The organism is Halothermothrix orenii H 168 (assembly GCF_000020485.1).
Taxonomy (GTDB): Bacteria; Bacillota; Halanaerobiia; order Halanaerobiales; family Halothermotrichaceae; genus Halothermothrix; species Halothermothrix orenii.
This window is the reverse complement of record NC_011899.1, coordinates 264,365-291,360: the sequence shown is the minus strand read 5'-3', so window position 1 is coordinate 291,360 and position 26,996 is coordinate 264,365. Positions and strand designations below refer to the sequence as shown.

The 26,996-nt window shown below is 35.5% G+C and carries 28 protein-coding genes and 1 pseudogene; 4 read left to right on the top strand and 25 right to left on the bottom strand.

Annotated elements, in window-relative coordinates:
• Positions 1–206: 206 nt before the first annotated feature.
• The 14 genes from HORE_RS01545 to HORE_RS01480 all read right to left on the bottom strand — a co-directional run bounded on the left by HORE_RS01545 (position 207) and on the right by HORE_RS01480 (position 14,291).
• A complete protein-coding gene (locus HORE_RS01545; protein WP_012635235.1) occupies positions 207–1,982 on the bottom strand; it encodes an ATPase in 1,776 nt (591 codons plus the stop codon).
• A gap of 93 nt (positions 1,983–2,075) precedes the next feature.
• The gene (locus tag HORE_RS01540; RefSeq protein ID WP_012635234.1) at positions 2,076–3,275 is read right to left on the bottom strand and encodes an aspartate aminotransferase family protein; all 1,200 of its coding nucleotides are present in this window, start codon (positions 3,273–3,275) and stop codon (positions 2,076–2,078) included.
• A gap of 5 nt (positions 3,276–3,280) precedes the next feature.
• A complete protein-coding gene (argB, locus tag HORE_RS01535; RefSeq protein WP_012635233.1) occupies positions 3,281–4,153 on the bottom strand; it encodes an acetylglutamate kinase in 873 nt (290 codons plus the stop codon).
• A gap of 11 nt (positions 4,154–4,164) precedes the next feature.
• Positions 4,165–5,370: a bifunctional glutamate N-acetyltransferase/amino-acid acetyltransferase ArgJ gene (gene argJ / locus HORE_RS01530; protein WP_012635232.1), complete on the bottom strand. Its 1,206-nt coding sequence runs from the start codon at positions 5,368–5,370 to the stop codon at positions 4,165–4,167.
• 69 nt (positions 5,371–5,439) lie between these two features.
• Positions 5,440–6,483 carry an N-acetyl-gamma-glutamyl-phosphate reductase gene (gene argC / locus HORE_RS01525; RefSeq protein ID WP_012635231.1) on the bottom strand — a complete coding sequence of 348 codons (1,044 nt, stop codon included), beginning with the start codon at positions 6,481–6,483 and terminating at the stop codon, positions 5,440–5,442.
• Positions 6,484–6,570: 87 nt separating this feature from the next.
• Complete coding sequence (locus HORE_RS01520; RefSeq protein WP_012635230.1) at positions 6,571–7,779, bottom strand: GNAT family N-acetyltransferase; 1,209 nt, start codon at positions 7,777–7,779, stop codon at positions 6,571–6,573.
• 21 nt (positions 7,780–7,800) lie between these two features.
• On the bottom strand, positions 7,801–9,471 hold the full coding sequence (locus HORE_RS01515; RefSeq protein WP_012635229.1) for a hypothetical protein: 1,671 nt from the start codon (positions 9,469–9,471) through the stop codon (positions 7,801–7,803).
• Positions 9,472–9,477: 6 nt separating this feature from the next.
• Positions 9,478–10,254: an ABC transporter ATP-binding protein gene (locus tag HORE_RS01510; protein ID WP_012635228.1), complete on the bottom strand. Its 777-nt coding sequence runs from the start codon at positions 10,252–10,254 to the stop codon at positions 9,478–9,480.
• Positions 10,255–10,485: 231 nt separating this feature from the next.
• Positions 10,486–11,034 carry a DUF6512 family protein gene (locus HORE_RS01505; protein ID WP_012635227.1) on the bottom strand — a complete coding sequence of 183 codons (549 nt, stop codon included), beginning with the start codon at positions 11,032–11,034 and terminating at the stop codon, positions 10,486–10,488.
• A gap of 168 nt (positions 11,035–11,202) precedes the next feature.
• The gene (locus HORE_RS01500; protein ID WP_012635226.1) at positions 11,203–12,108 is read right to left on the bottom strand and encodes a CPBP family intramembrane glutamic endopeptidase; all 906 of its coding nucleotides are present in this window, start codon (positions 12,106–12,108) and stop codon (positions 11,203–11,205) included.
• Positions 12,101–12,769: an SdpI family protein gene (locus HORE_RS01495; protein ID WP_012635225.1), complete on the bottom strand. Its 669-nt coding sequence runs from the start codon at positions 12,767–12,769 to the stop codon at positions 12,101–12,103. The genes HORE_RS01500 and HORE_RS01495 overlap by 8 nt, the downstream gene beginning before the upstream one ends.
• Positions 12,756–13,049, bottom strand: coding sequence for an autorepressor SdpR family transcription factor (locus tag HORE_RS01490; RefSeq protein WP_012635224.1), 294 nt, complete (start codon positions 13,047–13,049; stop codon positions 12,756–12,758). Before HORE_RS01490 ends, HORE_RS01495 begins: the two co-directional genes overlap by 14 nt.
• A gap of 218 nt (positions 13,050–13,267) precedes the next feature.
• Complete coding sequence (locus HORE_RS01485) at positions 13,268–13,660, bottom strand: OsmC family protein (protein WP_012635223.1); 393 nt, start codon at positions 13,658–13,660, stop codon at positions 13,268–13,270.
• A 22-nt stretch (positions 13,661–13,682) separates the two neighbouring features.
• The gene (locus tag HORE_RS01480; protein WP_167935743.1) at positions 13,683–14,291 is read right to left on the bottom strand and encodes a CPBP family intramembrane glutamic endopeptidase; all 609 of its coding nucleotides are present in this window, start codon (positions 14,289–14,291) and stop codon (positions 13,683–13,685) included.
• Positions 14,292–14,637: 346 nt separating this feature from the next.
• Here HORE_RS01480 and HORE_RS01475 point away from each other — a divergent pair, with 346 nt between their 5' ends.
• The 3 genes from HORE_RS01475 to HORE_RS12845 are packed head-to-tail and all read left to right on the top strand — an operon-like array spanning position 14,638 to position 17,088.
• Positions 14,638–14,859 carry a FeoA family protein gene (locus tag HORE_RS01475; protein ID WP_012635221.1) on the top strand — a complete coding sequence of 74 codons (222 nt, stop codon included), beginning with the start codon at positions 14,638–14,640 and terminating at the stop codon, positions 14,857–14,859.
• A gap of 26 nt (positions 14,860–14,885) precedes the next feature.
• Entirely contained in the window at positions 14,886–15,674 is a 789-nt protein-coding gene (locus HORE_RS12850) for a FeoB small GTPase domain-containing protein (protein ID WP_012635220.1), read from the top strand.
• A 4-nt stretch (positions 15,675–15,678) separates the two neighbouring features.
• The gene (locus HORE_RS12845; RefSeq protein WP_012635219.1) at positions 15,679–17,088 is read left to right on the top strand and encodes a nucleoside recognition domain-containing protein; all 1,410 of its coding nucleotides are present in this window, start codon (positions 15,679–15,681) and stop codon (positions 17,086–17,088) included.
• Positions 17,089–17,106: 18 nt separating this feature from the next.
• Here the strand turns inward: HORE_RS12845 and HORE_RS01460 are convergent, their stop codons facing one another.
• The 9 genes and pseudogenes from HORE_RS01460 to HORE_RS01425 form a co-directional block, all read right to left on the bottom strand.
• Complete coding sequence (locus tag HORE_RS01460; protein WP_012635218.1) at positions 17,107–17,550, bottom strand: metal-dependent transcriptional regulator; 444 nt, start codon at positions 17,548–17,550, stop codon at positions 17,107–17,109.
• A 321-nt stretch (positions 17,551–17,871) separates the two neighbouring features.
• The gene (locus HORE_RS13325; protein ID WP_486606200.1) at positions 17,872–18,588 is read right to left on the bottom strand and encodes a carbohydrate-binding protein; all 717 of its coding nucleotides are present in this window, start codon (positions 18,586–18,588) and stop codon (positions 17,872–17,874) included.
• A pseudogene (locus HORE_RS13250) lies at positions 18,562–19,323 on the bottom strand (glycoside hydrolase family 16 protein); the annotation flags it as partial. The gene HORE_RS13325 and the pseudogene HORE_RS13250, both read right to left, overlap by 27 nt.
• 530 nt (positions 19,324–19,853) lie before the next feature.
• Complete coding sequence (locus HORE_RS01450; protein ID WP_012635215.1) at positions 19,854–20,429, bottom strand: LysM peptidoglycan-binding domain-containing protein; 576 nt, start codon at positions 20,427–20,429, stop codon at positions 19,854–19,856.
• A gap of 139 nt (positions 20,430–20,568) precedes the next feature.
• Positions 20,569–21,522 carry an aldo/keto reductase family protein gene (locus HORE_RS01445; RefSeq protein ID WP_012635214.1) on the bottom strand — a complete coding sequence of 318 codons (954 nt, stop codon included), beginning with the start codon at positions 21,520–21,522 and terminating at the stop codon, positions 20,569–20,571.
• Between the two features lie 85 nt (positions 21,523–21,607).
• Complete coding sequence (locus tag HORE_RS01440; protein ID WP_041605748.1) at positions 21,608–22,138, bottom strand: GrpB family protein; 531 nt, start codon at positions 22,136–22,138, stop codon at positions 21,608–21,610.
• Positions 22,139–22,243: 105 nt separating this feature from the next.
• Entirely contained in the window at positions 22,244–22,897 is a 654-nt protein-coding gene (locus HORE_RS01435; RefSeq protein ID WP_012635212.1) for a hypothetical protein, read from the bottom strand.
• Between the two features lie 77 nt (positions 22,898–22,974).
• Entirely contained in the window at positions 22,975–23,208 is a 234-nt protein-coding gene (locus HORE_RS01430) for a DUF2164 domain-containing protein (RefSeq protein ID WP_012635211.1), read from the bottom strand.
• A gap of 282 nt (positions 23,209–23,490) precedes the next feature.
• Complete coding sequence (locus HORE_RS01425) at positions 23,491–24,261, bottom strand: epoxyqueuosine reductase (RefSeq protein ID WP_041605746.1); 771 nt, start codon at positions 24,259–24,261, stop codon at positions 23,491–23,493.
• Positions 24,262–24,511: 250 nt separating this feature from the next.
• On the opposite strand from HORE_RS01425, the gene HORE_RS01420 reads away from it, so the two are divergent.
• Positions 24,512–25,096: a manganese efflux pump MntP gene (locus HORE_RS01420; protein WP_012635209.1), complete on the top strand. Its 585-nt coding sequence runs from the start codon at positions 24,512–24,514 to the stop codon at positions 25,094–25,096.
• Between the two features lie 172 nt (positions 25,097–25,268).
• Here the strand turns inward: HORE_RS01420 and murI are convergent, their stop codons facing one another.
• Together murI and HORE_RS01410 are read right to left on the bottom strand one after the other, a co-directional pair.
• The gene (gene murI, locus HORE_RS01415; protein ID WP_012635208.1) at positions 25,269–26,030 is read right to left on the bottom strand and encodes a glutamate racemase; all 762 of its coding nucleotides are present in this window, start codon (positions 26,028–26,030) and stop codon (positions 25,269–25,271) included.
• Between the two features lie 275 nt (positions 26,031–26,305).
• Positions 26,306–26,986, bottom strand: a complete 681-nt coding sequence (locus HORE_RS01410; RefSeq protein ID WP_012635207.1) for a YIP1 family protein — start codon at positions 26,984–26,986, stop codon at positions 26,306–26,308.
• Between the last annotated feature and the right edge of the window lie 10 nt (positions 26,987–26,996).

The following is a 26,996-nucleotide window of genomic DNA, read 5'->3' as shown; positions in this document are numbered from 1 at the left end:
AGACATTTAAAAGGTAAATTGTTTATAGTTTATAGTTTATATATTATACAAAAAAATTTTTATCCATAATCTCTTAAAAAATTAAAAAAGTATCCGGTTTATACCGGATACTTTATATATTTCCCTTACAGTTGTTATATTTTTTATACTTAATTTTGCATATTTATTCAATAATACAAAAATACTTTTTTAGTCCTGTCAACTATTTACTCCTGGGAAGCAATAAGTTTTAAAAGGGATCTGGCCGCCATTAATGGCCCTTTCTGTTCATATCCATCTCTCCCGAGCTGGGTTTTAAGCTCCCCTACTTTTACTCCGAAACTCATCATGGTGGTCATAAATTTTTCAGCAATTTTTTCATGTTTTTCCCGACGCTGCACGGCACCAAAGGGGTTAGCAAAATAACTGGTAGTCAAACCCTTTTCCGCTGTTGTTCCTTTTGCCATTCTGGCCCCCTTGGAGAATACCTCCAGGGCTTCATCAGCATTATCAAAGAATTTGATGGCTTCACTTTCATCAGTTATTTCTTCATAGTTATTGGCATAAAGGAAGTAATCTATATCGGTCGGTCTGATTATTTCTGTGTAGTTTGAATATGGAATAATAACCCTGGCATTACTCTGGTTGGGGTTCATAAAAATACTTCTATCCATATTATCATAGGCATAACTGGGCTGTAAATCATCAAGGCGGACAAAAGCACCGGTTTCTGTACCATAACCCACAACCTTACCTTCATCATTTATGATATCAAGAGAACCCATGTCATCTATAAGGATATTAATTTCAGAAACTTCATCTTCAAGCCGGTTCAGGGCCTCAATGGTTTCTGATTTGCCGGCCCCGCTATCTCCGATTAACATGACATTGGCTTTCTTTCCATTTTTAAGTTTAATCCGGGCCAAAGCACCATGGATGGGTAACCGGCCTTCATCGATAACCAGGAGGTTATGAATGGTTAAGATCATTTTCTTCATATATCCGAAATAATCAATAGAGGGATCGTCACCCACCATGCCAACATAGGTTCCGTCATCTTCCTTATAAACAACCCCATTATAGTCCTCTTCATTTTCAAAATACTTTTTATCAATACCCAGAATATAAATTCCATCGGGTTTACGGTTTTCCAGTATTTCAAAACTGGCGGGTTCAAAGAGGTTTCCCAGACCGGCTGCCAGGGCAAAATATTCCTTATTGACAACAACATATATGGTCTTCAGGCAGACCCTGATTGGGAAAACAAGCCAGTTTTCTTTATCCTCAATATCAATTTTCTCAAGAATAGGTTTATCCAGCACCTTAAAAAGACCCCGTCTTTTATTTGATCTGGTATAGAATATAACCGGAGGTTCAAAAATATAACTCCATACATAATTGAGTTCATAAAGCCAGGGAGCCTGTTCAACCCGGGCCTTATCCTTAAAATCAGGTTTATCAGCAAGTAATCCCACCTGGGCACCGGTAGGTAACTGACGTAATACTTTCAATCTAACATCAGAAATATTAAGTAATATTTCACGGTGCATTCTTAACACGAGGTTTTTCAAGTCCTCATTGGTCTTAACAAGAACGAGTTCCTTATATGTTTTTTCACAGGAATCAGAAGTATACTCATCCTGGCTTATAATAAACCTCTGTTTTTTCCTCCAGCTATCAAAAAGGTCCTCAACAAACTTAACCAGTAACTCCTTATTATTTCCAAGCTTGGGAAAAGAATAATAGGCAGAGCTATCTATTGTTTCAATAGGATTATCTGTCAGGGCAAGCAGGAGTTGTTTTAAGGCCTCAACATCATATCTCCTGTCAACCTCAACCACATCTACATTTTTTAAAAATAATTTAAAAAATTCCAGCAGAGAACTCTTCTTTTTCTCCGCCCTCTCTATTTGCTCACACAACATCTTATGAAAGGTATTTGACCTCAAAATCTGGGAATAGCCTATATAAGATGTCTGTCCATTTAATAATACACTTCTCATCTACTATAATCCTCCTTTTTCACTTATTTGCACCTTATAAGGTGTACTTAGTATTCTATTTTACCAATTTTTAGACCCAATGTCCAGAAAAAATCATAAATTATTTTTTTCCAAAACTGTTTTTAACTCTCCCACCATATTTTTTATATCAGTCTTTTCAATAATAAGAGGTGGTAAAAACCTGATTATATTATCCTTAACAGCATTAAGCAAAAACCCCTTTTCAAACATGTAGTTTACAATATCCCGGGCTTTATTTCTATTAAGTTCTATAGCCAGCATCAACCCTACCCCTCTAACCTCATTAACAATATCAATTTCTTCCTTCAATTCCTCTAGAAGGTTTTTGAAATATTGCCCGGTTTTTTTAACCTTATTAAGTAATCCCCGTTCTTTAATAACTTTGAGGGTAGTAATGGCAGCCCTGGTTGCCAGGGGATTACCCCCGAATGTGGAACCGTGGTCTCCTGGTTTGAAGGCGTTAGCCACCTCTTCTCTGGCCAGAAAAGCCCCGATGGGAACTCCACCTCCCAGGGCTTTAGCCAGGGTAAAAATATCTGGTTCTACTCCATAATATTCATAGGCAAAAAGGGTACCTGTTTTCCCTATTCCACATTGAATTTCATCAAATATTAATAATATATTCTCCTCATCACATAGTTTCCTGAGTCCTTCAAGGTATTCACGGGTAGCCGGATAAACCCCCCCTTCACCCTGAATTGGCTCTACCATTATGGCTGCAGTATTGGGACCCACCGACCGGTAAACAGCCTCCAGGTCGTTAAAGGGAACGTATTTAAAACCTTGCGGCAGGGGTTGAAAAAAACGATGGTATTTTTCCTGACCTGTTGCTGCCAGGGTCATAAGCGTTCTCCCGTGGAACGAATTTTGAGCGGTTATAATTTCATATTTATTCTCATTCCTTACTTCAAAATACTTCCGGGCCAGTTTTATTGCCCCTTCATTGGCTTCTGCGCCACTATTTGAAAAAAACACCCGGTCAGCCACCGAGTGGTTAACCAGCCATTTCTCCAGTTCAGCCTGGGGTTCAATATAATATAAATTGGAACAATGGATTATTTTCTCTACCTGCTCTCTAAGGGCCTCTACCAGTTCCGGACAGGAATAACCGAGGGCATTAACCCCTATACCTGACAGGAAATCACAATAAACCTTACCGTTTTTATCATATACTTTAACCCCTTCCCCATGGTCAACAACCAGGGGAAACCTGCCCTTAAAAACATTCATAAAATAATTTTTATCACAGGTAATGATTTCATCTCTGAGCAACTCTTTCACCTCTCCTTTAAAATCATGGTTCCAATACCCCGGTCTGTAAAAATCTCCAGTAACAGGGCATGGGGAATTAGACCATTTAAAATATGGGTGCGGTTAACACCACAGGTTACAGCCTCTATACAGGCTTCAACCTTGGGAACCATTCCTCCTTTAATTTTTCCTTCTCCAATCCAGCTTTTGACTTCATTTACCGTCAGGGAAGAAACCCGGGTTTTTTCATTGGAGGGGTCTGACCAGACCCCATCAACATCAGTTAAGAAAATCAGTTTTTCTGCCTTTAGTGAAACAGCTAATTTACCGGCCACTGTATCTGCGTTAATATTATAAGTATCTCCCTCTTTACTACTACCAACCGGGGAGATGACTGGTATATAACCCCCTTTAATAAGGTTCAATACTATCTCTGGATTTATTTTTTTTACACTACCGACATGTCCCAGGTCAATTGATTTATCTTCAAATATAAGTTTATCAGCCTCAATGAGTCCCCCATCTTTACCACAGATTCCAACTGCTTCACCACCCAGTCGGTTTATGATAGAGACCAGTTCTTTATTCACCTTACCTACCAATACCATTTCTACAAGGCTCATGGTTTCACTATCCGTAATCCTAAGCCCCTGTATAAACCGGGCTTCTTTATCCATGGATTCCATGGCCTCACTTATAGCTGGCCCCCCGCCGTGAATTAGAACAGGATTAACCCCGACATATTTTAAAAGGGTGATATCCTCCATTATTTTTTCTTTTAACCTCTTATCTCCCATGGTACTACCACCGTATTTTATAACAAAGGTTTTCCCGTAAAAATTCCTTATATAGGGAAGGGCCTCCACCAATGTCTGGGCTTTATTAATTAACTCTTCCATCTCCATCCCCCTTATGTATGGTAATCGGCATTAATTTTAATGTAATCATGGCTTAAATCCGTAGTCCAGAATGTAGCTGAACCCTCCCCCTGATTAAGGTTAATTTCAATAACCACTTCTCTACCAGATAACAGGTTTATGTCGTCAGATATCCAGGGTTGCCCTCTGGAATATAATGTTCTTCCGTTTATTGTAACCTCTATAAGGTCTGGAGCAATATCTATTCCACTATAACCGACAGCAGCTACAATTCGACCCCAGTTAGGATCACTACCGAAGAGGGCAGTTTTAACCAGGTTAGAATTGGCTACCTCCCGTCCCACTTTAACAGCATCCTGTTCGGAGTATGCCCCTTCAACTTTGACAGTCACAAATTTGGTAGCCCCTTCACCATCTAACACTATCTTACGGGCCAGATAATTGCAAACTTCTTTTAAATCTTTCAGAAAGGATTCGTAATCTTTACCACAGTTAACAATCGGTTTATTACCACTCAATCCGTTAGCAATTAAAAATACTGAATCATTGGTACTCTGATCCCCATCAACACTGATACGGTTAAAGGATTTCTCAACTGCTTGCTTCAGGGCTTTGTTCAATAATGGTGGAAGTATGGCAAGATCAGTTGTAATAAAAGCAAGCATGGTCGCCATATTGGGATGAATCATCCCCGAACCTTTAGCCATACCCCCTATCGTATAGTCACTTCCTGATGGTAGTTTTCCCTTTATGGCTATCTCCTTGGTACAGGTGTCTGTGGTTAATATGGCTTCAGCAGCCCTGCTTCCACCACGGTCACTTAAATTTGAAATTGCCTTATCTATTCCCCGTTGGATACAATCCATGGGTAAATATGTTCCAATAACACCGGTTGAAGCTATCAGGACATCACTTTTATTTAACCTGAGTCCCTCTGCTACCCGGGCAGTCATGGCCCGGGCATCTTCTAAACCACGTTTCCCGGTACAGGCATTAGCATTACCACTATTAACTATAATAGCCCGACAGGTACCACCCTTTACCCGTTCTCTGCTCAATATGACCGGGGCAGCCTGAACACGATTCGTTGTAAAAACCCCGGCAACAGAAGCTGCCTTTTTACTATATATTAAGGCCAGGTCTCTACGAGGTTCTTGTTTTATACCACAGCTTACTCCAGAGGCTAAAAATCCCCGGGGAGCAGTAATACCACCTGTTATTAATTCAAGTTCTGACACCTTCTCCTCTCCTCTCTCCTTTAAATATAAAAAAGGATGTATAGACTTGTATTTAAATACTAAACTAAATCAAGGAAATACCCCTACCTGCTTTAATCCCATGTACTCCGGTAAATTAAACATAACATTCATATTCTGGATAGCCTGACCGGCTGCTCCTTTAACCAGATTATCAATAGCAGAAATAATCACCAGCCGTTCAGTCCTGGTATCATATTTAAGGCCAATATAACAGTAATTTGTTCCCACCACATATTTAGTTTCAGGAAAAATGTCACGGGGTAAAACCTTAATAAAACCATGATCCGGATAGTACTTATGGTATAATTCCCTCAGGGCCCTTTCCGATATGCTCTGCTTCAACTTGACATAAATAGTAGCCAGAATGCCCCGTTTCATTGGAACCAGGTGTGGGGTAAAAGAAACAATAGCCTTTTGATTTCCGGAAAAGGTTTTAATAATCTCTTCAATTTCAGAAGTATGGCGGTGACTACCAATACTATATCCCTTTATATTTTCATCTACCTCTACAAAATGACTTCCTCTCTTTAAACCTTTTCCAGCCCCGGAGACCCCGGATTTGGCATCAATAATTATTGTATTTAAGTTAATTAAATTTTCACTAATTACAGGCCATAAACCCAGCAATGAAGCCGTAGGATAACAACCGGGATTTGCAACCAGAGAAGACCTCTTAATACTATTTCTATTTATTTCTACCAGTCCATAAACCGCCTTTTCCAGTAAATGAGGGTAATGATGGTTTTCCCGATACCACTTTTCATAGATAGCTGAATCTTTATACCTGAAATCACCACTCAGATCAATTATTTTAACCCCGCAGTTATATAATTCACCTACAATTTCCTGAGAAATACCATGGGGTAGGGCAGTAAAAACTATATCAGAATTTTGACAGATAGCTTGACAGTCATATTCAGAAAACTTAAGGTCTATTCTACCTATAAACTGAGGATATATATCAGATAAAGGTTTATTACTGGCATTCCTGCTGACCAGTGATGATAATTCTACTTCAGGATGGTTAGCAAGGAGCCTGACTAATTCAATACCGGTATATCCGGTAGCTCCAATAATACTTACCCTGATCATTTTCTCACCCCTTTTCGTAATATTATACATGCGAAAGTATAAGTATTCAAGAAAAAGTTTTAAAAAAACCCCCCGTATGGGGTGTTTTTAAAAATACCCGGTAAAAAAAGTTTGCCGGGGTGGAAATATTTTCTCCAGTATTTTAATAATTTTATCATTATCTGTATCAAGATAACCAAGGGAATACACCTCAGCAGGGGTCATAAATCCGGCCAAAATGGAAGACAGATGATTAATTTTTATTGAAAAATCCCCTTCATCTCCCGAAATTTGAGAACACTCTCCCTTGCCATCTGACACTTCAAGCCTGAAAATCCCATTATTCCAGGGGGCTGTTTCATCAAATACCCTGAAAGTAAAACCAGCCTTTACCTGGTTGGGATAGGTTATCTTGTTTAAGACCTGCTGTATATCCACTATTCTTATCATAACCCCTGGCCTGACTTCGTACGTTTTTATCCTGGGTTCCGGTAAAATTTTAAGTAACGGAAAATCAAAGGGTAACATCATCCCAACCTCCCGGCACTGGGAATCATGATAGTAAATAAACCTGAATAGCTGTAAAAAGGAAGGAATATCAATGCCAATTATTTCCCTGACATGTATCCGGTTTTCCCAGTACCCATTGGGGCCTTTAGAAGCAGAATATATTATATACCCCTGCGGTTTTCCATTTTCTTCCCAGATATAACCAAACCTGTTCTTGTCTCCACTTTTAAATACCCTGTTCACCCACCAGGTTTTATCCCGTTTAATGCCAAGGTCATAGCCTTTATAAAAGGTGTTATATATATTGTTCAAAAGAGAGTATTCTTCAGCATTAACCTGTTTAAATTTCCCCTTAATGCTGTCTTCCGTAAATTTGAGACTGGATGGTTCCAATACAATGTGTAAAGAAGCTGTGCCCTGTTCCCAGCCATATTTACGGTAAAAAGAATAGGAAAAAGGCCAGAGGGCTGAAAACCTAATTTTTCTTTCTTTCATTTCTTCCAGAGCATAGGTTAGCATCTTTCCTACATAACCCTTTCTCCGATTATGCGGTGGTGAAGCAACATCACCGATACCACCTGTTTTAAACCAGGTCCCCCTGGTCTTACAATCAACTTCATAAAGCTGATAACAGCATACCAGTTCATCACCTTTGAAAAGACCTTTTTTTTCACCGATAGTCTCCGGTAGTTTCTCTCCTTTTTTATACATGCCTGCCCCTTCTTCCATTTTAAAGGAGTAACTGGTAAACTGGAAAAATTTATGCTCCTCATCCTTACTTATGTTTCTGTATTTTATTTTTTCCATTGTTCTTATACCTCCAATTTTTTAAACATTTTCCCCCGGAACCCTATAGCTAAATACCTTTCTCCAGACGACAATAATGGCAGTGATTAATAATACACCATATATCAAAATCAAGTAAGGGTAAAATGCTGATATAAAATGAAAACCACCCAGCAACAAGCCCAGAAACAGTATAAAAATGGAGGTTTTCTTTTTACCGGCATCAACCTGGTATCCCATTTCCTTTGTAAAAGGAAGGTCATCCCTGAAAAATATGCCTATAACCAGGGTCAGTAATACCATATTTAGACCCATTATCAGCAGGTCATCAAGTATTTTCAGGCCATAAATCCAGCCAAAAAGTAATGCTAACAACCCAAATACAAATACATTATATTTATAAAAAACTGCTTTAATTTTAGCCCGGTGGATAATATTATAATCCCTGATGGGTAAAACCCTATAAATCCAGGAACCCCTATGATGCTCACTGTAACTGAGGATGGGCAATATAGATGGTAAAAATATAATAGCTAAATATAGTTTGTAATAACCGACTCCCCGGGATAAATTTTTCAGGGATTCCCTGAAGGCGCTAAAGTCAATTTCATTCTTTAACATTATAAAGGGAAATATAACGGCAAACCCGAGGACAGGGTAAATAGAAAGTTTTAACCTCCTCTCCCGGGACAGCATTTGTCTTATAAACCTGAAAAATACGGTCTCCTGATTACCTTTACAGAAAAAACCAGTTATTTTATATGATACCATGTCCCATGTCTTTTCAAAATTATTCTGCCCACTTTTATTATTATTGAGTTTAGAAAGATTTTTTTCAAAATAGGGATTGATTAATTTCAAATAAAGTAATAAACCCAGTACAGGTACCAATACAGTCAAAACAGTCATACCGATAACATAAGGAGCAGTATTGCCTCCCAGAAACAACTCATATGGCCCGGCAAACCAGACCGGAGGGAGCAGGTATGTCCACCAGTCCGGGGTGAAAACTACCTTTTCTCCAAATACATCAAACATATCCCCGACAAATTGGTAACTAATAGGCAAGATAATGGCTACCCCAATCTGAAAATAATTGATAGCATTTTTTAATTTTTCTCCATCAAAAAATTTGAGTATCAATCCATAAAGACAGGCTGTAATAAAAATAACTAAAAATAACATTAAAAAAACCTCTATAAAGAAAACAAACAGAAAACTTAATCCCATTTTTATAGTCCCAATAAATAAAGTCGGTGCCACCAGGACCAGTGATATGATAGTAAGGTAAATAAAAATATGTATTAATTTAGCTGCATTTAGCGTCCTTGAATTCAGGGGGCCTGGTAATAAAATTAATTTATCTGATAGGTCAAGAAGAACTGATGAAAAGTCGAGCAGCATCTGTGACATCATGAAAAACATAATGAATCCGGTTGTCAGGGACATTTTCAAAAAAAGGGAAACAGGTATTAAAAAAACCATCATAACCATAAACCCATAAAATCCATATATAATTAATGAATTTTTAAACTGATTTTTCTTTTTCCCCCCTTCTTTCTTTCCAGTATTGCCAAAAATAACATGTCTCCTTCGTTGATCCATTATTAATTTAAGCCGGACAATCTCCCTCATTACCTTATAATCTATATTAAATTTTTCAAAAATAAATTTAAACCTATCCAGTATTTTGAGTGATTTAAAGTCTTCCACCTGATCTCACTCCCCTAATGTTGAAATTATCTCATCAGCTATTTTCTGATGTTCGCTAAACCCTGTCAGCTGATTAAATATTCCTTCTAATGAGCCCTGTTTACTTTTAGCTTTTAATTCTTCAAAACTACCATCGGCCACTATCTGTCCCTTATTAATTAATAATATCCGGTTGCTTATCTTTTCGACAACCTCCATAATATGGGAGCAATAAAAAATAGTCTTTCCCTGCCTGGCCAGTCTTGCCAGTAATTCTTTTAAAACCATAACACTATTGGCATCCAGTCCGCTTAAAGGTTCGTCCAAAAACAAAATGTCAGGGTTATGGAGAAGACTGGCTATAATTAATAGTTTCTGCTTCATTCCCTTTGAATAAGAAGAAATTGGAGAGTGGTAACTTTCTTCTATCCCAAATAGTTGTGACAACCTTTCTGCTTTTTTATTGGCTGATTCAAAATCCAGTCCATATATCTTTCCTAAAAAGGTAAGATATTCATAACCTGTTAAGCTTTCATATATTTCCCCATCTTCTGGGACATAACCGATTCTTTTTTTATAATCAGTTTGACCTGTAATATCCTCTCCAAATATTTCAATCTGCCCTTCATATTCTTCTATAATTCCCAGCATAATTTTAACCGTTGTACTCTTACCGGCTCCGTTCGGTCCAATATACCCTATAACTTGACCGGGGTATACCTCAAGATTAACCCCCTTTAAAACCTCATTGGAACCAAAACTCTTCCTTAAATTTTTAATAGAAATAACCGGTTTTGTCACCATTTTTCCCCCCAAAAACTAAAAAGAAATGTTTTATTAAAAAATACTTAATATAACTAATTCAATAAAATTATAAAATTTTCCTTCTTTATCTTGTGGTAATCCACTTTACAGTTAATCTAATGCTTCATCTGAGAATGTTTTTATCCTGTTTCAGGCCTTTACCATTGAATTACTTTTAATCCCATACATACATAAAAAAGCCCTCCATATCTGGAGGGCTAAAATAAAAACTCATGGGGTCGGACCATATCTACCTGTTAATCCATCCCTGAATATCGGTAGACGGGGTGGGTAAAACGTAAATATCATCAAAATAATCCCGAATAAGATGAAGGCACTAAAGCCAATAACATCGGCCTTTTTTGAAACTTCTCTGTTAATTATCTTATAGCTAACTATCTGACAGATAATTGCCCCGATGATATAAGATGCAATATCTAGCCACAATATTTCACTTTTAAGAATGGCTGTATAGGTATAAAAGACCACCAGAATCGTTCCTTCCAGAGCGGCAACCCCCAGGGCCTTCCCCAGAAAAAAACCATTTAAACTAAAATTTTTCTTCTTAAAGTAAATATATTCTATTACTCCAAAGAAAAATAGTGACCAGTATCCCATTTTCAAATGTTCCCAGACACTTTCATTAACAGGGGCAAACAATCCTGCCAGTATCGAATGGTCAGTCCAGTCATATACAAAGTGTAATAAAGAGCCTACAACTATAATCCAGAAAATCCCTGCCACTTCCCATTTAAATAAAGCATTACGCTCTTTTACCATTAATATCTCTCCTGTTCTTTTAATACCGGGAAAGTAAAAAATAACCCGATCCATTAAAAGATATTGTTATTGTTTACATTTTATTCCTTATTTAAAGTATATCATATATGGCAGGGGGGTTAAAGTCTATTAAAGGTTGGACCAACAAAAGATAATATTGAACAGGTCTCATATCTTTATATATAAAGAATTATTAATAATAGACTCTTTAGCATACCTGATATCATAAAGAAATAAAAGAACATTTAGTAACAACAGTACAATAAAGCCAGCTAATCCGGTAAATCCTACTATTAAATCACTACCTCCTTTGATTAATACAATTGCCAGACCAAAGCTGGCATTGATAGTACCATGAAAAATAGCAGCGGCAATAACTGAACCTGACTTGATTCTTATATAACTAAATAAAGGTGATAATAAAATACACCAGATAATCATCATCAAAACCCCGAATTTAGGATGCTGGGGATAATTATGGCCCTGTAATATTAAGGGAGCATGCCATAACCCCCAGATAAAACCGATTAATAGGGATGATGGCCAGAATCCGAGTTTATTAAATTCCTGCTGTAAAAAACCCCTCCAGCCTAATTCTTCTCCAAAAGCTACTAAAGCATTTATAGTAAATCCTGCCAGTAAAGCCTGAATTACTGACATCCAGAATGGATGAATGGGGGCAACTTTCATTGCCTGTTTCATCTGTTCTATCTTTTCTGGTCCAAACTGATCCAGATACCTGGCAAACATACCTGCCATATCAGGACTGTACTCAACCTGGGGAAATAATAAACTGACCCCAAAAGTCATAAAAGCCATTATTAGTGGCAATAACCAGGCTATCACAAACCATTTATTAAACTTAAAAGAAATACCCATCGGTTTTTTAACAGGTTCATTATAAATAATTTTCTGTATTATAATTGTTACCAGTAAGGGAATAAACATATACCCGATTGACATCAAAGTATAAAATAAAATATTACCTGTACCAACAAAATGAAAAAATAAAAAAGCTATCAACCAACTAAAAGATAATGTCAAACCAACAAATAATCCAGCCTTTTTAGTCATCTTGGTCCCCTTCCTCCAATTTCCTCTCCATTTTTTTATATACAATGAAAGAATATGCTAAACATAAAACCCCTGTTAAGATAAGACTTCCCAGAAAGATTTTACTACTATCAAAGAATAATATTTCTATTAACCCAATTAATCCTGAAAGGACAAATAATTTTCCTCCCAGTCGGTGTGTCTTATTCCATACCTCTTCACTGGATAAGGTCCAGGGGGTTTTTATTCCTAGAAACCAGTTTTTCTTAAAAGTAGGCATATAATTTCCTATAGCAATTATTAATATTGAAATTAACAAAATGATTATATTGTTATTTTTCATATAACCTAAAGACCAGAAGATACTCATAAAATTCAATGATACAAATATAGCTACTGTTATATCTCTGATAATCCAGTATTTATCTTTAAATCGTTCGTAATTTTTCTTTAAAGGGTCTATAATCAGCTGAAGATAAAAAAAGATGTATATACCTAATGCTGCAAACACACCCCAGAATGCCCCTGGAAATTTATTAGCATAAGAATTAACATTACCATCTAAACCCCACTGAATAGGAACTTTATCAGGTATTTTAGGGTAACTTGCCAGTGCAAATCCCACTCCAACCAGCAGTATAAATATTGCAAAGATATCCCGTTTTATATTATATTTTTTCATTATCACCACTCTCCTTTCTAAATAAATTCATGAATTCATTAACCACTTCCTGAAATACAGTCATCTTTAAAGAATAATAAATCTGCTGTCCTTCTCTTCTAGCCTCTACCAAGCCAGCATTTTTTAAAATATTGAGGTGGTGAGAAATTGAAGGTTTACTTATATCAAACTCGCTGGCTATCTCTCCAGCTGTAAGATCACTTTCTTTTAACAGGAACAGGATCTTTCTTCTATTTGCATCTGCCAGGGCTTTAAAGGTTTTATCAAAATTCAAATTCATTATTTACAACCCCTTATTTTTATATTTAGATAATTATCTAAATATCTAATATAATTATATATGTTTTCCAGTTTGTTGTCAATAATATCATTTTAAGTTATATAAAACAGTAATCTACTTCCGTCTGAACCCTGACCTGAAGGTATTACTTTTATAAATTAAATATAACAAAAAAACACCCAATTTTATAAATACTGCAGGCTTACACCTGCAGTATTTTATTCGATAACATAAGAATAATTAATTTTTGAATTTAAGGAATTACTCGCTGAACAGTATTTATCTATTGAGAGTTCAATAGCCCGTTCCACTTTGTCCTCAGATAAATTATCTCCTTTAAGAATGTACTTAATATCAATTTCGATAAAGCGCCGGGGATGTTCATCTGCCCTTACCCCTTCAACTACTATACTAAACTTTTCAACATTCAAACGCATCTTTTCAAGAATCATAATTATATCAATACCGGTACATCCGGCTACTCCAGTAAGTAATAATTTTAAAGGGCTAACCCCTTCACTGTTCTCCGAAGAACCCATTAAAATTTCCTGACCGTCATCAAACTTATCAATAAACTTAAGTCCTCCCTGCCAGACAACTTTTGTCTTCATTCTTTACCCCCCACTAGTATTTTTACATAACCTTAAAATAGCCAACCGTAAACCCAATTATATCTGCAGCAAAATGAACAACAATACACCATAGTAAACCATTATTGACAAATAAGTAGCCAAATCCCAGACCTACCATAAACACTAAAAAAGCAAACAGAAAATTACCCAGTGGATGAATAAATATAAATAACAATGAAGCAATTACTACACTAACCTTAACTGCATCAATTTTTACATTTATTTTTTTAATGATAAAAACAAAAAGGGAAATTAAAAAAAGCCTGAAGATAATTTCTTCACCAACCCCCGCCCGTAGGGAATACCCCAGAATATTATAGTAATTTTTAAATAATAAATTATACTTACTGGAAGATGTCAGCATTTCTAATTGCGCCTCATTAACAAAAAACCACTGGATGTTAGTGAACAAAATTATCAAAAGGCTGATAATAAATGATGTAATGTTTTTTAAAGTTATTTCCTCAAATCCATTTGAAAAATAATTATTTTGGTGGGAGTGTTTATATAATAATACCCCGAATACTAGAAAAACAAGGTGAAGCAGGGTATCAATGATTCTGGCCCTATATATATTAAATACATCTGTCCCAGGAATATTATCTGTCATCAAGACTCCTCTGGTTATTATTATATTTGATATTATTAAAAGAATAACTAAGCAAATTAAAACTACTAGTTCCCTTTTCGAGCTAACCAGTTTCATATTCCCAGCTCCCTTTCTTAAAATATAAATCCTGCTTTTTCTTACCTTTTTAAAAAAGTAATAAGTCCCTTTAATTATATAATTTTCTATCTTCTGACCTAATTCCTTCAAAATTTATTCCGCATGAAATAAGTTTACTATAATAAATTCACATCTCTTTCAGACCAGCATATTATAATACTGACTATTAAAATGTTAGTAAAGGATAACAATCTAAACATAATTTAATTAAATGAAAGGAGGTTAATATGTGATCCTGACTCAGTTACCCATCGGTACCAAAGGAAAGGTTATTAACCTTACAGCCAGAGGTAATAAAAGAAGAAGATTACTTGATCTAGGACTAATTCCCGGAACCACTGTAGAACCCAGGAGAAGGAGTCCTTCCGGTGATCCAACTGCCTATCTAATCCGGGGTACTGTTCTGGCTTTACGCAAAGAAGAAACTGACCTGGTAAAAGTTTCTCAATAATTTTTAATCTTAAGGAGGATAGAAAAATGGGATTAACAGCAGAATCAAGTGGTCTAAATGTTTTGAAAGAAGAATTTAATATTGAGTTGGATAAAAAAATACCTGTTATTGCCCTCGCCGGAAATCCGAATACCGGAAAAAGTACTGTCTTCAATGGTTTGACCGGCTTAAGACAGCATACTGGTAACTGGCCCGGGAAAACCGTAACCCGGGCCCGGGGTTTTTTTACCCATAAAGACCAGGAATTTATGATAGTAGATCTTCCGGGAACCTATTCACTGCTGGCCAGTTCAACAGAAGAGAGAATTGCCCGTGATTTCATCTGCTTCGCCAGACCTGATACAACTGTAGTTGTTGCTGATGCAACTAACCTGGAAAGAAACCTTAATCTGGTATTACAGGTCACAGAATTGACAAGTAACGTAATACTCTGTCTTAATTTAATGGATGAAGCACGTCGCAAAAATATAAAAATTGATATCAAGGAACTAAAAAATAATTTAAAAATACCTGTCATCCCAACTGTAGCAAGGGATGGTATAGGATTAGAAAATATTAAAGAAATGGTTTATAAAATTACAAATGGAGATATAAAGGTAAACCCAGGCAAGGTAAAATACTCACCTGAAATAGAAGAAGCAGTAGATAGAATAGTTCCTGTATTAAAAAAAAATTTCGGTCATATTTCAGATATCAATTTAAAATGGCTGGCCCTGCGGTTAATAGAAGGAGACAAAACAATAATGGAGTCAATTGAAAAGTATGTTTTAAGGTCAAAACCTGAATTTAATTTATCAGCGAAACGGGAGGTTTAAACTGATGGAGTTAGTTTCAAGCAGTGTTAAAATAAAAAATATTTTCAAAGAGGTTGATAATAAATTTACTTCAGAACAAAAAAAATTACTCCGTGACCAGATAGTTAAAGATATTTATTCTTTTGCAGAAACAATTGCCAGAAAAACTGTTAAAGTTAATAATAAAAAGAAAACAGACTTGGGTGAGAAAATTGATGATATTCTAACCTCCAAATGGTTGGGCTTTCCCATTATGCTTTTAATGCTTGGTGGAGTTTTCTGGTTAACTATCGCTGGAGCCAATGTTCCTTCTGCTTTACTGGCTAAAGGACTATTCTGGATAGAAGGCCGATTGTCAGATTTCTTTATATGGATAAAGGCCCCGGAATGGCTCCATGGTATTCTGGTCCTGGGAGTTTACCGGACTATGGCATGGGTTGTCTCAGTAATGCTTCCCCCTATGGCTATCTTCTTTCCCCTGTTCACCTTAATGGAAGACCTGGGCTACTTACCAAGGGTTGCTTTTAACCTGGATAATTTTTTCAAGAAAGCAGGTGCCCACGGGAAACAGTCACTAACAATGAGTATGGGATTTGGTTGTAATGCTGCCGGGGTTATTTCAGCCCGTATTATTGACTCCCCAAGGGAAAAGTTAATTGCAATAATAACCAATAACTTTGTCCCCTGTAATGGCCGTTTCCCAACATTAATCATACTCGCTACCATTTTTATGGGAACTGTTGTAAGTAATACTTATAGTTCCTTTATAGCTGCCGCAACTGTAGTAGGGTTGGTACTGTTTGGCATTATTATAACATTAGTGGTTTCCTGGGGCCTATCCAAAACTGTTCTCAAGGGTGTTCCATCATCCTTTACCCTGGAACTCCCCCCATACCGAAAGCCTCAAATCGGGAGGGTCCTGGTCAGATCTTTTCTGGATAGAACTCTATTTGTACTGGGTAGGGCGGTTATTGTTGCTGCCCCCGCCGGGGCTATAGTCTGGATTTTTGCCAATGTAGGACTTAATGGAGTTAGTTTAATCGATCATGTAGCAAACCTTTTGGATCCCTTTGCAGTTTTAATAGGACTTGATGGTTTTATTCTCCTGGCCTTTATCCTTGGATTACCGGCCAATGAAATAGTAATACCTATCCTGGTGATGAGTTATCTTTCAGCAGGAACCATGCTAGAACCTGAAAGTGCCAATGCTTTACGAGATATCCTTGTCAACAATGGCTGGACCTGGGTTACAGCTCTGGCAACCATGCTTTTTTCCCTGCTACATTTTCCCTGTGGAACAACCCTGCTCACAATCCGAAAAGAAACTCAGAGTATAAAATGGACCATCTTTACATTTATTCTAACAACATCTATTGCCATTGTAGTTACTTTTGTAGTAGTCCAATTAATAGAATTATTTGGACTAATTTTGTAAATATTTTATAAAAATTGTTTAGATATCATACTGGCTAAATTGGGAATTCTCTTTATTTTCCCTTTGAAACCTGGTTAACATTTTTTGTATCCCGGGGTTTTTTTCAAAAAACTTAACTACCATAGTCATAGCATGGACTGTTTCTTTTGATAAATAATGTTCTATTGCTTCTGCCTCCTCTTCTTTATCAGCTTTACTACCTATCACCTCGAGGAAATTCTGTATCATATGGTTACGTTCAACCAGATATTTTCCCAATTTAGCCCCTTTCTCTGTTAAGGCGATGTTTTTATAGGGTATATACTCAAGATATCCTTTACTGGCAAGAATTTTAACCGCCTTGTTTACTGAAGGTAACGATACATTAAGTTTGTTAGCTACATCTGTAATTCTAATAAATCCCAGTTCAGCAGAGAAACGGTATATTTCTTCTAAATAGTCTTCAAGGCTGGGGCTAAGCATTTAATTTCCTCCCGGTTAAATAAAATTTACCTGGACTAATAAAGTTAATCCAGAGTGAAGATTTTACACTGTATATATATGTTAGCAAAAGGAAAATATGACGGGTTTTGTCATGGGATACTAATCCAATTATAGTTCCAACAATTTATAAAACAATTAAAAAAGCCAACCTCTTGATGAGGTTGACCTTTAAATTTAATTATTTACATTTATATATAATATGAGGTTTTTTGCCTTATCTTATTAAAATAAATTTTACAAGCCATTTCTTTTTTTAATTCAATAAACAACATTCCATAAAAAATGTATTAAAAAACCTACCTACTGGTCAACTTTCTTAATCTCAAACCAGTTAAGGTTAAAGCCACCAATTGTAGCATAAACCTTAATATGGTATACTCCAGCTGCCAGGGTAAATTTATCACTGGAAACAGTAACCCATTTTTGCCAGTCACCAGTAGCAGGAACTTCGACACTGGCCAGGGTGTTCCCCTTTTCATCTCTGAGCTCTACTTTGCCCTTGATTACCCCGGCCACTCTAAAATCCACTTGATAATTTCCTGTTTCCTGTACCTCCAGAACATACTCCATCCAGTCACCATCACCTATATAACAAAGATTAACACCACCACCAGCATCAGTTGTAGTTTCAGTGGCAATTCCATCCTCCATTATAAGGTATTCCTCTGCTTCCACTTTTCCCGGAATTATTTTTAAAGGCAGGGACGTAGTTTTAACCTGAACAGAACTATACTCAGATACATTTCCTGCAAAATCTACTGCCCTGACCTTAAAATTATATTTTGTTTCAGGGTCCAGTTTTTTAACCTTAAATTTGGTATTACTGGTTTTTCCTATTAATCTATCATTTAAATAAATTTCATATTCTTTTACCCCAAAATTGTCAACAGAATGGTCCCAGCTTAAATCTACATAAATGGCAGTAGAATCTGCCTTTAAATTACCAGGTTTTCCGGGAGGGATCTTATCCCTTTCTTCAATATTTAAATCATAACCCCTTACATAATCAACCTCCATACTCTGGGGCCAGATACTGTCATCAATTCCTTTTTGACCACCCCAGGCACCACCTACTGCAATATTTAATATCAAATGGAAGGGCTGATCAAAGGGCCATTCCCGCCAGCCGGTTCCCTCATTCCTAAAGGTAAAATAATGGATATTATCAACAAAGAAAAGTATTTTACCAGGATACCATTCAATACTATAAACATGAAATTTTTTATCAACCTCTTCAACCCTGATGGTATTAGTTTTATGGGTCCCCAGTCGATGGTTATAACTCCTGGTATGTACTGAACCATGAACTACCCCCATATCATAACCCACATGTTCCATTATATCTATCTCCCCGCTGCTGGGCCAGTTACCATATATCCAGCCAGTAGGAAGCATCCAGATAGCAGGCCAGGTTCCTCTTCCCCGGGGGAGTTTGGCCCTCACTTCTATTCTACCATATAACCAGTCTCCTTTATTGCGGGTAACTAATCTAGCTGATGTATATTTATTACCCTTATAATCCTCTTTCCTGGCCATAATAATTAATCTTCCATCTTCTACCCAGACATTTTCTTTTCTTTTTTCAGTGTAGTACTGTTTCTCTCCATTGCCCCAGCCATGCCCCCCTACATCATAACTCCATTTATCAGGATCGGGGAATCCTGTATAATTAAATTCATCACTCCAGACTAATGTCAATTGATCATAGGGCACTTGATGTTTTTCTTGCCCTACATTATCATCTGTTGCCATAACGCCAGCTGTACTAATAATTAATAATAAAAACACTGATACAATTTTATTTCTTAACATGTCCCCACCTCATTTTGCTATAAAATATACAGGAAAATATTAATATCTTGTTCTCCTGCACGTAACCGGTTTCGTTATTAATATGTATACTGGATAAAAAACGAAAATCCTTCTTGGTTGCGAAAACTTTTTTATTTTTCTAAAATCTTTAAACTTTTCTTTAAATATATTAAAGTTTCAATTCCTATAATAAAATAAATTAAGAAAATACCCCAGACCTGGTAATATTTCTGTACAGAAAACACCCTGACCTTTAAGTTTACTTTGTTTTGAAGGGGTGAAACCCTTTAATTGCTTTTTTTCCTTTTATACCTAAAAATAAAATACCACCACTAATCTTTAAAGACACCTTGAAGCTATAGCCACAGCAGGATAAACCAGAGTGAAAAAACCTTATTATCTCAAAGAAATAGGAAGAAAAAGATAATTTCCTTAAAATAAAAACCCCCTTAATGGGGGTTGAAATTAAATTATCGTTTACATTCAGCTATGGTTCCTCCTAATATAGGTCCAGACCTGATACTTGTTTCAAGGTTGAAGGGAAAAATAGTAACGGTACTGTCAGGATAATTAAAAGGATTTATATTTATTACCCTCGTACCAGCCCAGGTTGGTTCCTGCTCAAAAGGTGCTGAAACCCTCAATACTGCTGAATACTCTTGCCCGTTAATGTTAATTGAACCTAGATAAGTATCAAATTCCCCTAAAGATCCGGGGTTGGGTAAACCTGTAGCTGCAAAGGTGAGGGCATATTTCCCTTCTCCAGCCCTCTGGACCAAAACAACTCCTCCAGCTATTTCAGGGAGAGCAACAGTAGCTTCCCGGGACAAAGCCAGAACTATAGCACATTCTCTTAATTGAGATGCTACCTTTGGAATACAAATAACCTGGCCAACTGTTATTTTATCAGGATCACTAATTTGCGGGTTTGCACTTACTATATCCCTTACTGTTAGGTTATATCGTCTAGCAATTTTTGATAATGTATCACCGGGTTTAACTGTATAGAGGATTCCCTGACAGGGGGGACGGCTTCCATGATTCATAGTAATCACCTGAATTCATTTATTTTCTATTATTATATGTAGATACCCCCTTATTGTTATTTTTCTAAACTAACTACCCGTTATTTCTTTAACACTTCCCGCAAATTATTAAAAAGTATATGGATATTTTAAAAAACAATTACTCACCCTGCATTATTTTTTCTATCCTTTCTAATACATCTTCAGAAAGAGATACATCTACTGCCTTTACATTCTCTTCTACCTGTTCTGGTTTACTGGCACCAATTAAAGCACTAGTAATTCCCGGTTGATGTAAAATCCAGGCCAGGGCTAATTGTGGCATACTTATCCCCAGTTCATTGGCAATCTCAATTAATTTTTCCACTTTAGAAAGGTTTTCTTCGGTCAGGATTTCTTTAATCCATCTATTTGCCTTAGGGTCTGCGGCCCTACTATTTTCAGGAATAGGTTCTCCTAATCTATATTTACCTGTAAGTAAACCCTGGGCTAATGGAGAAAAAACAATTAATCCCAGACCGTTTTCCATACAGGTAGGTACAATTTCTTTTTCAATATACCTGTTGAAAAGGTTATAAATAGGTTGATTTACAACCAGGCGATCTAAAAGGTATTGGTCCTGTACCCTTAATCCCTCTACAATCTGATAAGCAGTCCATTCACTTACCCCTACATATAATACCTTACCCTGACGAATTAGATCATCAATAGTCCGTAGTGTTTCATACAGGGGAGTCTCCTCATCAAAACGGTGGCAGTAGAGAATATCTACATAATCATGGTTCAGTCTTTTTAAACTCTGATGTAGTTGTTCAAAAACATGTTTTTTCGATAAACCCCTATCATTAACACCATCCCCCATAGGCCAGTAAACCTTAGTTGCCAGAACATAAGATTCCCTGGGATACTTATTTAAAGCCCTACCAACAATTTTTTCAGCTTCCCCCCTGGCATAAACATTGGCAGTATCAAAGGAATTAATACCAAGCTCATAAGCTTTATCAATAGTCTTAATGGCCCTTTCCTTTTCAACAGAATTACCATATGTTAACCAGCTTCCTAAACTAAGTTCACTTACTTTTACTCCCGCTCTCCCTAGTTTTCTATATTTCATTTAATAATCCACACTCCTTTATGTTTATTGAATTTCCAATCCCTTTAAATATATGAATAATAAACATCAAAAACACTTTATAGTTTTAGTCCTGCTTTTTATAAATTGTTTTACTCAGGATACTGTTTATAAAGTCAGTTTTTTTAATACAATAAGTATCAACATCATTTCTATATTTCCTTGCTAATTTTAACTTAAGCTCTTCATACTCTCTTCTGGCATCTTTATTTTCTCTAAGGTAGTCTCTTAAGGCTATATGCTCTAAATAACCTTTACCATCTTTAGGACAAACATATAAATGATGTTTCATCAATCCATCTTTTTTTATTCTTCTAAATGCTTCCCTGCCTTCTATTCCTAAATTACCTTCATATTCATACCCTGCTTTTTCTAAACCTTTAATAATATCTGGTAAAACGGACATATCTTCTATTACAACATCTATATCTATTATTGGTTTAGCAGCTAATCCTTCTACAGATGTACTACCCACATGTTCAACACTCAAAATTAAATTTCCTATATATTTTAAAATCTTATTTTTAATCTTTTTAAATTCCATTTTCCAATCAGGGTTATACGGTACAACTTTAACAACTTTTGTTTTTTCAGGAATTATGTATCACCTCCTTTTATAAACTTTATACAACCCATATATTATAGACCTTTCACTAGAGACTCCCTTCTAAAATATATATGATAATTCAATTACTGGATATTATTAATCATCATCTATTTGTTTTGCAATTTCAGCTCTTCTTTGTTCAAAATTAATTTTATCTATGTTGTTCAAATCCATATTTTTACTGGCTGCTTTTATCGATAAAGTTTCTATAGCCGCACCAATCATTAGAAATACTACCGCCGGCAAAACATAATCCCAGGGTATACTAATTACCGGTTGATTATTACTTATTAACGAAATTAAAATACATATCCCTATTTTTACTCCAATAACTGTTGCAAATAGATACCCACCAAATTCAAAAAATATTAATAAGATACCTGCCCTGCCTTTAGGTTTAGAGAAAAGAACTCCATGACCAAAACCTGTCCATGCGGTTAATAATAACGGAATAACAAAAATAATCCCATAAAATATCCTTCTTACAAAAGCTACCAATATTAAATTATTTAAAAAAATTAATAAGAATAATAACAACCAGTGGCCATTTTTGATACTTAACAATTTATATTTTCTAGACCAGTTATGAATTTTTGTAGTTACAGGATCTCCAAGTTTATACCCTATTTCACTTATTTTTGTTAAACTTATAGTTTTTATTTTTCCTAAAATAAACCCTACTACCATGGGTAGAAAATAAAATGCTAAAACCCATAAAAATACGGTCGTTGAATTATTATAGTCTAACATTTTGCAAAACCTCCATTGTCTATCCAGACTCAAAAAACTCTATTAGGTTACATATTTTATTTCCTTTGCTTTTAACATTACTTGTACAGTAAATCATAATCTATTTCTAAATCTTCCATTCTTTTTGAAAACCAAATTCTTGCATCATCCAATCCTTTATTATAAAATATTTTTCCTAAATTCCCTGTGAAAAAATCAAACACTCTTTCAGCAGCTATTATCCCAATTTCTTCTTCTCTTTCTTCCAAAAAGAAATACTGTATCTCTTTAATGATCCTTTGCTTTTCTTTTTTTGTAAAAATTCTAGACATTTCTGTCCCTCACTTTTAATTAATGTTGTTACCAGACAAATACCTTATGTAAAATAGATAGCCTATAAGACCTCCATATACACATGCAGATATAGTTGTCTCTATTGTGTGACCTATTATAACATCTGGTGGAAAAATACCTTGAGCCATTATTATTTGGAAACCATGGTAACTAAATAAACTGGCTTGCTCCTTTTATTATATTTTTTAACCTGCAATGCCGCTTCAGTTTTTCATTTAGACCCACCCCACTATTATCATCAAATATTGAAACATGTTTTACTACTTTTTTTTTACCGGGTTAGTAAATGAACATGGTAAATTAACACAACATTTACCACACACGTCTGCCAGACCAAAATCAGAATGTAACCTATCATTATATAATAACATTTCGTAACACTTATGCCGGTCAAACGAATCAACTTTCAACGCATTATTGACACATCTTTTCACACATTTTTTGCATACTCCTTTTCTTTTATAGAGACAATATTCTATATCTTTTCTTTTTGTAGGTTCAACTTTTAAATTAGTTATTATACTCCCAATTCTACCACAACACCCTTTATCGGTAATTAACATATTATTCAAGCCAAATGTCCCTAACCCGGCAATGTAAGCAACGTGCCTATGGGACCAATCGCTTATTAACTTTTCTTTGTCAAAATTATGTGTTGCAGGTATAATAGTTGATTTATAATTTAATAACTCAAGTTCCCTCTTAATATATTTGTTCAAGTCTAATATGAGTTTATTGGTTTCTATATATGCCATTGCCCATCCTCTCGAACTATACTTTCCATCTATATTTAAATTTACAATTGATTTATCAAAAGGAATAAAATAAGATATCACAGTTTTAGCATCTTCCATAAAATCTGTAGGTAAAGCATGAGTGGGACTAATAATCTCTTTCAATTTAAAAAATAGTTCATCTCTAACATCAGAAAACTTAATTATGGGCTCTCTCCATTTAGTATAAATTTCTTTTCTGCTGGAATAATCTTTTATAAATTGCTTTACCAGTTGTGTTATTTTTTCTCTATTCAAAGCAAACCCTCCATTATCAAGTATATCTCTACCAATATACAGACTCTTTATTATCAATTAGGTTATATCTAAACTCAGATGTTTTTGTTTGACCTGTAAGAATTAAGAAAACATTTAAATCAATTTCTTGTTCCAGCAGCTTTTATAAAAACATTGACATTACATACAAAAGACATTATAATACAGTTGTTGTCACCCACTACGAAAACCTGAACCCGCATATATTATACCTACTTAAAGGAGTAATACCATGACCCTGTTAACCCTTTTTTTTACTGCATTTGGACTTGCTATGGATGCCTTTTCAGTTTCAGTTACCAGTGGTATCATCTTAAACCAAATCAGATTTAAAAATGCTATTAAAATTGGGTTCTTTTTCGGGTTTTTTCAGGCCTTTATGCCTCTTGTCGGTTGGTTTTGCAGCCTGAAATTTAGTAACTATATAAAAAGCTATGACCACTGGGTAGCCTTCATTCTGCTTTTAATTATCGGTTTAAAAATGATCTATGAAACAACCACTGATGAAGATAATAACTTTAACCCTTTAAATAACAAAATACTTCTTTTACTGGCTATCGCCACCAGTATAGATGCCCTGGCAGTCGGGGTCAGTTTTGCCTGCCTTAAGGTAGCTATCCTCCCCTCAGTTATGATAATCGGATGGACAACTTTCATCCTATCTGCCCCGGGGGTTTTTATTGGAAAAACCGGTGGTAACCTTCTCCAGAATAAGGCTCAGATTATCGGTGGACTAATACTGATCTTTATCGGAACCAGGATCCTGTTTGAACACCTCAATATAAATATTGTTAGTATATTAAACTTTATACCTTAATTTAAGTCTATTAACCGGATCATGTTTTTTATCCCTTCATACTCCCATCGAAAGTTATTTTTATTAACACCGGGGATATAATAGATAAGAAATTTGTTCGCAATAGAATCAACTCAACCGATTCTTCTTATAAACATGTCACTTGTAATGTTCTCTGGCATTAGGACCTTTGTTATATTTCTTTTAAGATATCCAGATACTTTTTTAATCTCCTCTCATCTTTCTTCCCTGAGGAATAGAATATAATCTCCCCTGACCCCTCACTACCTGTTTTAAATCCGCTTTGAAGAAGAAGATTTTTTAAATGCCTTACCGTACCTTTATTACCATCAATAATATCAATATGATCGGGAATGATTTTATTAAAAATATCCCTGAAATATAGAAAATGAGTACAACCCAGGACCAGTGTCCCGTACTCCTGTAAATTAAAAGGGGATAGCCTGTCCTTTAGATAAGGTATAATAATGTTTTCATCAAAAACAAAACCCTCAGCATATTCTACCAGACCAGGCAGTCCCAGGGAATCAACTATATCCTCAGCTTTAACCCTGGATACCAGGTTTCTAAACTTCTCTTCCCTGATGGTCAGGGGGGTTGCCAGTACCAGAACCTTTTTATTCCTGCTCCTTTCAACAGCAGGTTTGACAGCTGGTTCCATACCAACTATAGGAAATTGATATGTTTCTCTTAAATCTTTAATAGCGATACTGGTGGCCGTATTACAGGCAACAACCAGGGCTTCTATCCCCCGATTTATTAGAAATTCAACAGCTTTAAATATATATTGTCTAACCTCGTTTTTGTCTTTAGTACCATAGGGAACATTTGCAGTATCGGCATAATATATATAATCCTCCCCCGGCAACAAATTAAGGGCTTCTTTAAGAACTGTAATTCCTCCAACACCTGAGTCAAAAATCCCGATTCTCATCTGGCTCATCTCCTGTTATTTCATCAAATACTTAATTATTACTATAATACGTATACAATAAAAATTCAATATGACATTAAAAACACCTTTTTTTAAGTCCTTAAAATTAATTAAAAACGGGTACGCAAAATAGGTGGAAAAACCACCAGGAAAAAGCGTACCCGGTTATCAGTCTCTTTTATTAAGTTAACTTATTTATAATCCTTTATACCCCAACTTTGCTTTCTTTATGTTAAAAATTATATTTCTTCCTCCATATTAAATATGACCTTTATTTAAGCACCAGGTGGCAATAACTGGGATAAAAAGATAAAGAAAAGAATTAAAATAAAATAAACACCAAAAGCGATTGAAAAGGCCTTCTTTTTGCTATATTTATAAAAAATTGATAACATTAATCCAATTAAAATTACCTCCCAGACACCAAAAAGCGTTATTCTTTCTATAAACATCTTTATAAATTTGTTATTTAATTCTGGTACAAACAGGGACAGATTAAAACTGCTAATAAGACTATTTTGGTAATAACTTAATATTGTAGTAATGATAGACCCCAGTGCAGGAATTAAGCTAGTATAAACTGCTCCAGAGAAAACATTTTTAAAGGGAACCTTTTCCCCTTTAAAGATAACCCTGATTAACATTAGACCTCCACTTAAAATAAGTACCCCAATAAACATACCCAGGACACTACCAATTATAGTAATAAAATAATTAACGGGACCATGTATAATTTCAAGACTTTTATTCTTCTGCTCCAGACTCAGGTTTGGGTTATTGGTAATCTGCTCTACCTGTTTTGGAATAATAACACTGGGAAGTAAAATAAAAGTTGTCAACAGGCTTATTACCAGAATTGTAACAAGAGGAACCACCCAATCACTCTTTTCTTTCAAATCCATGAAAACTTCTTCAGGGGAAAGAAAAATATTAACCATTTTGCTCCATGGTGACATTCTATCTACC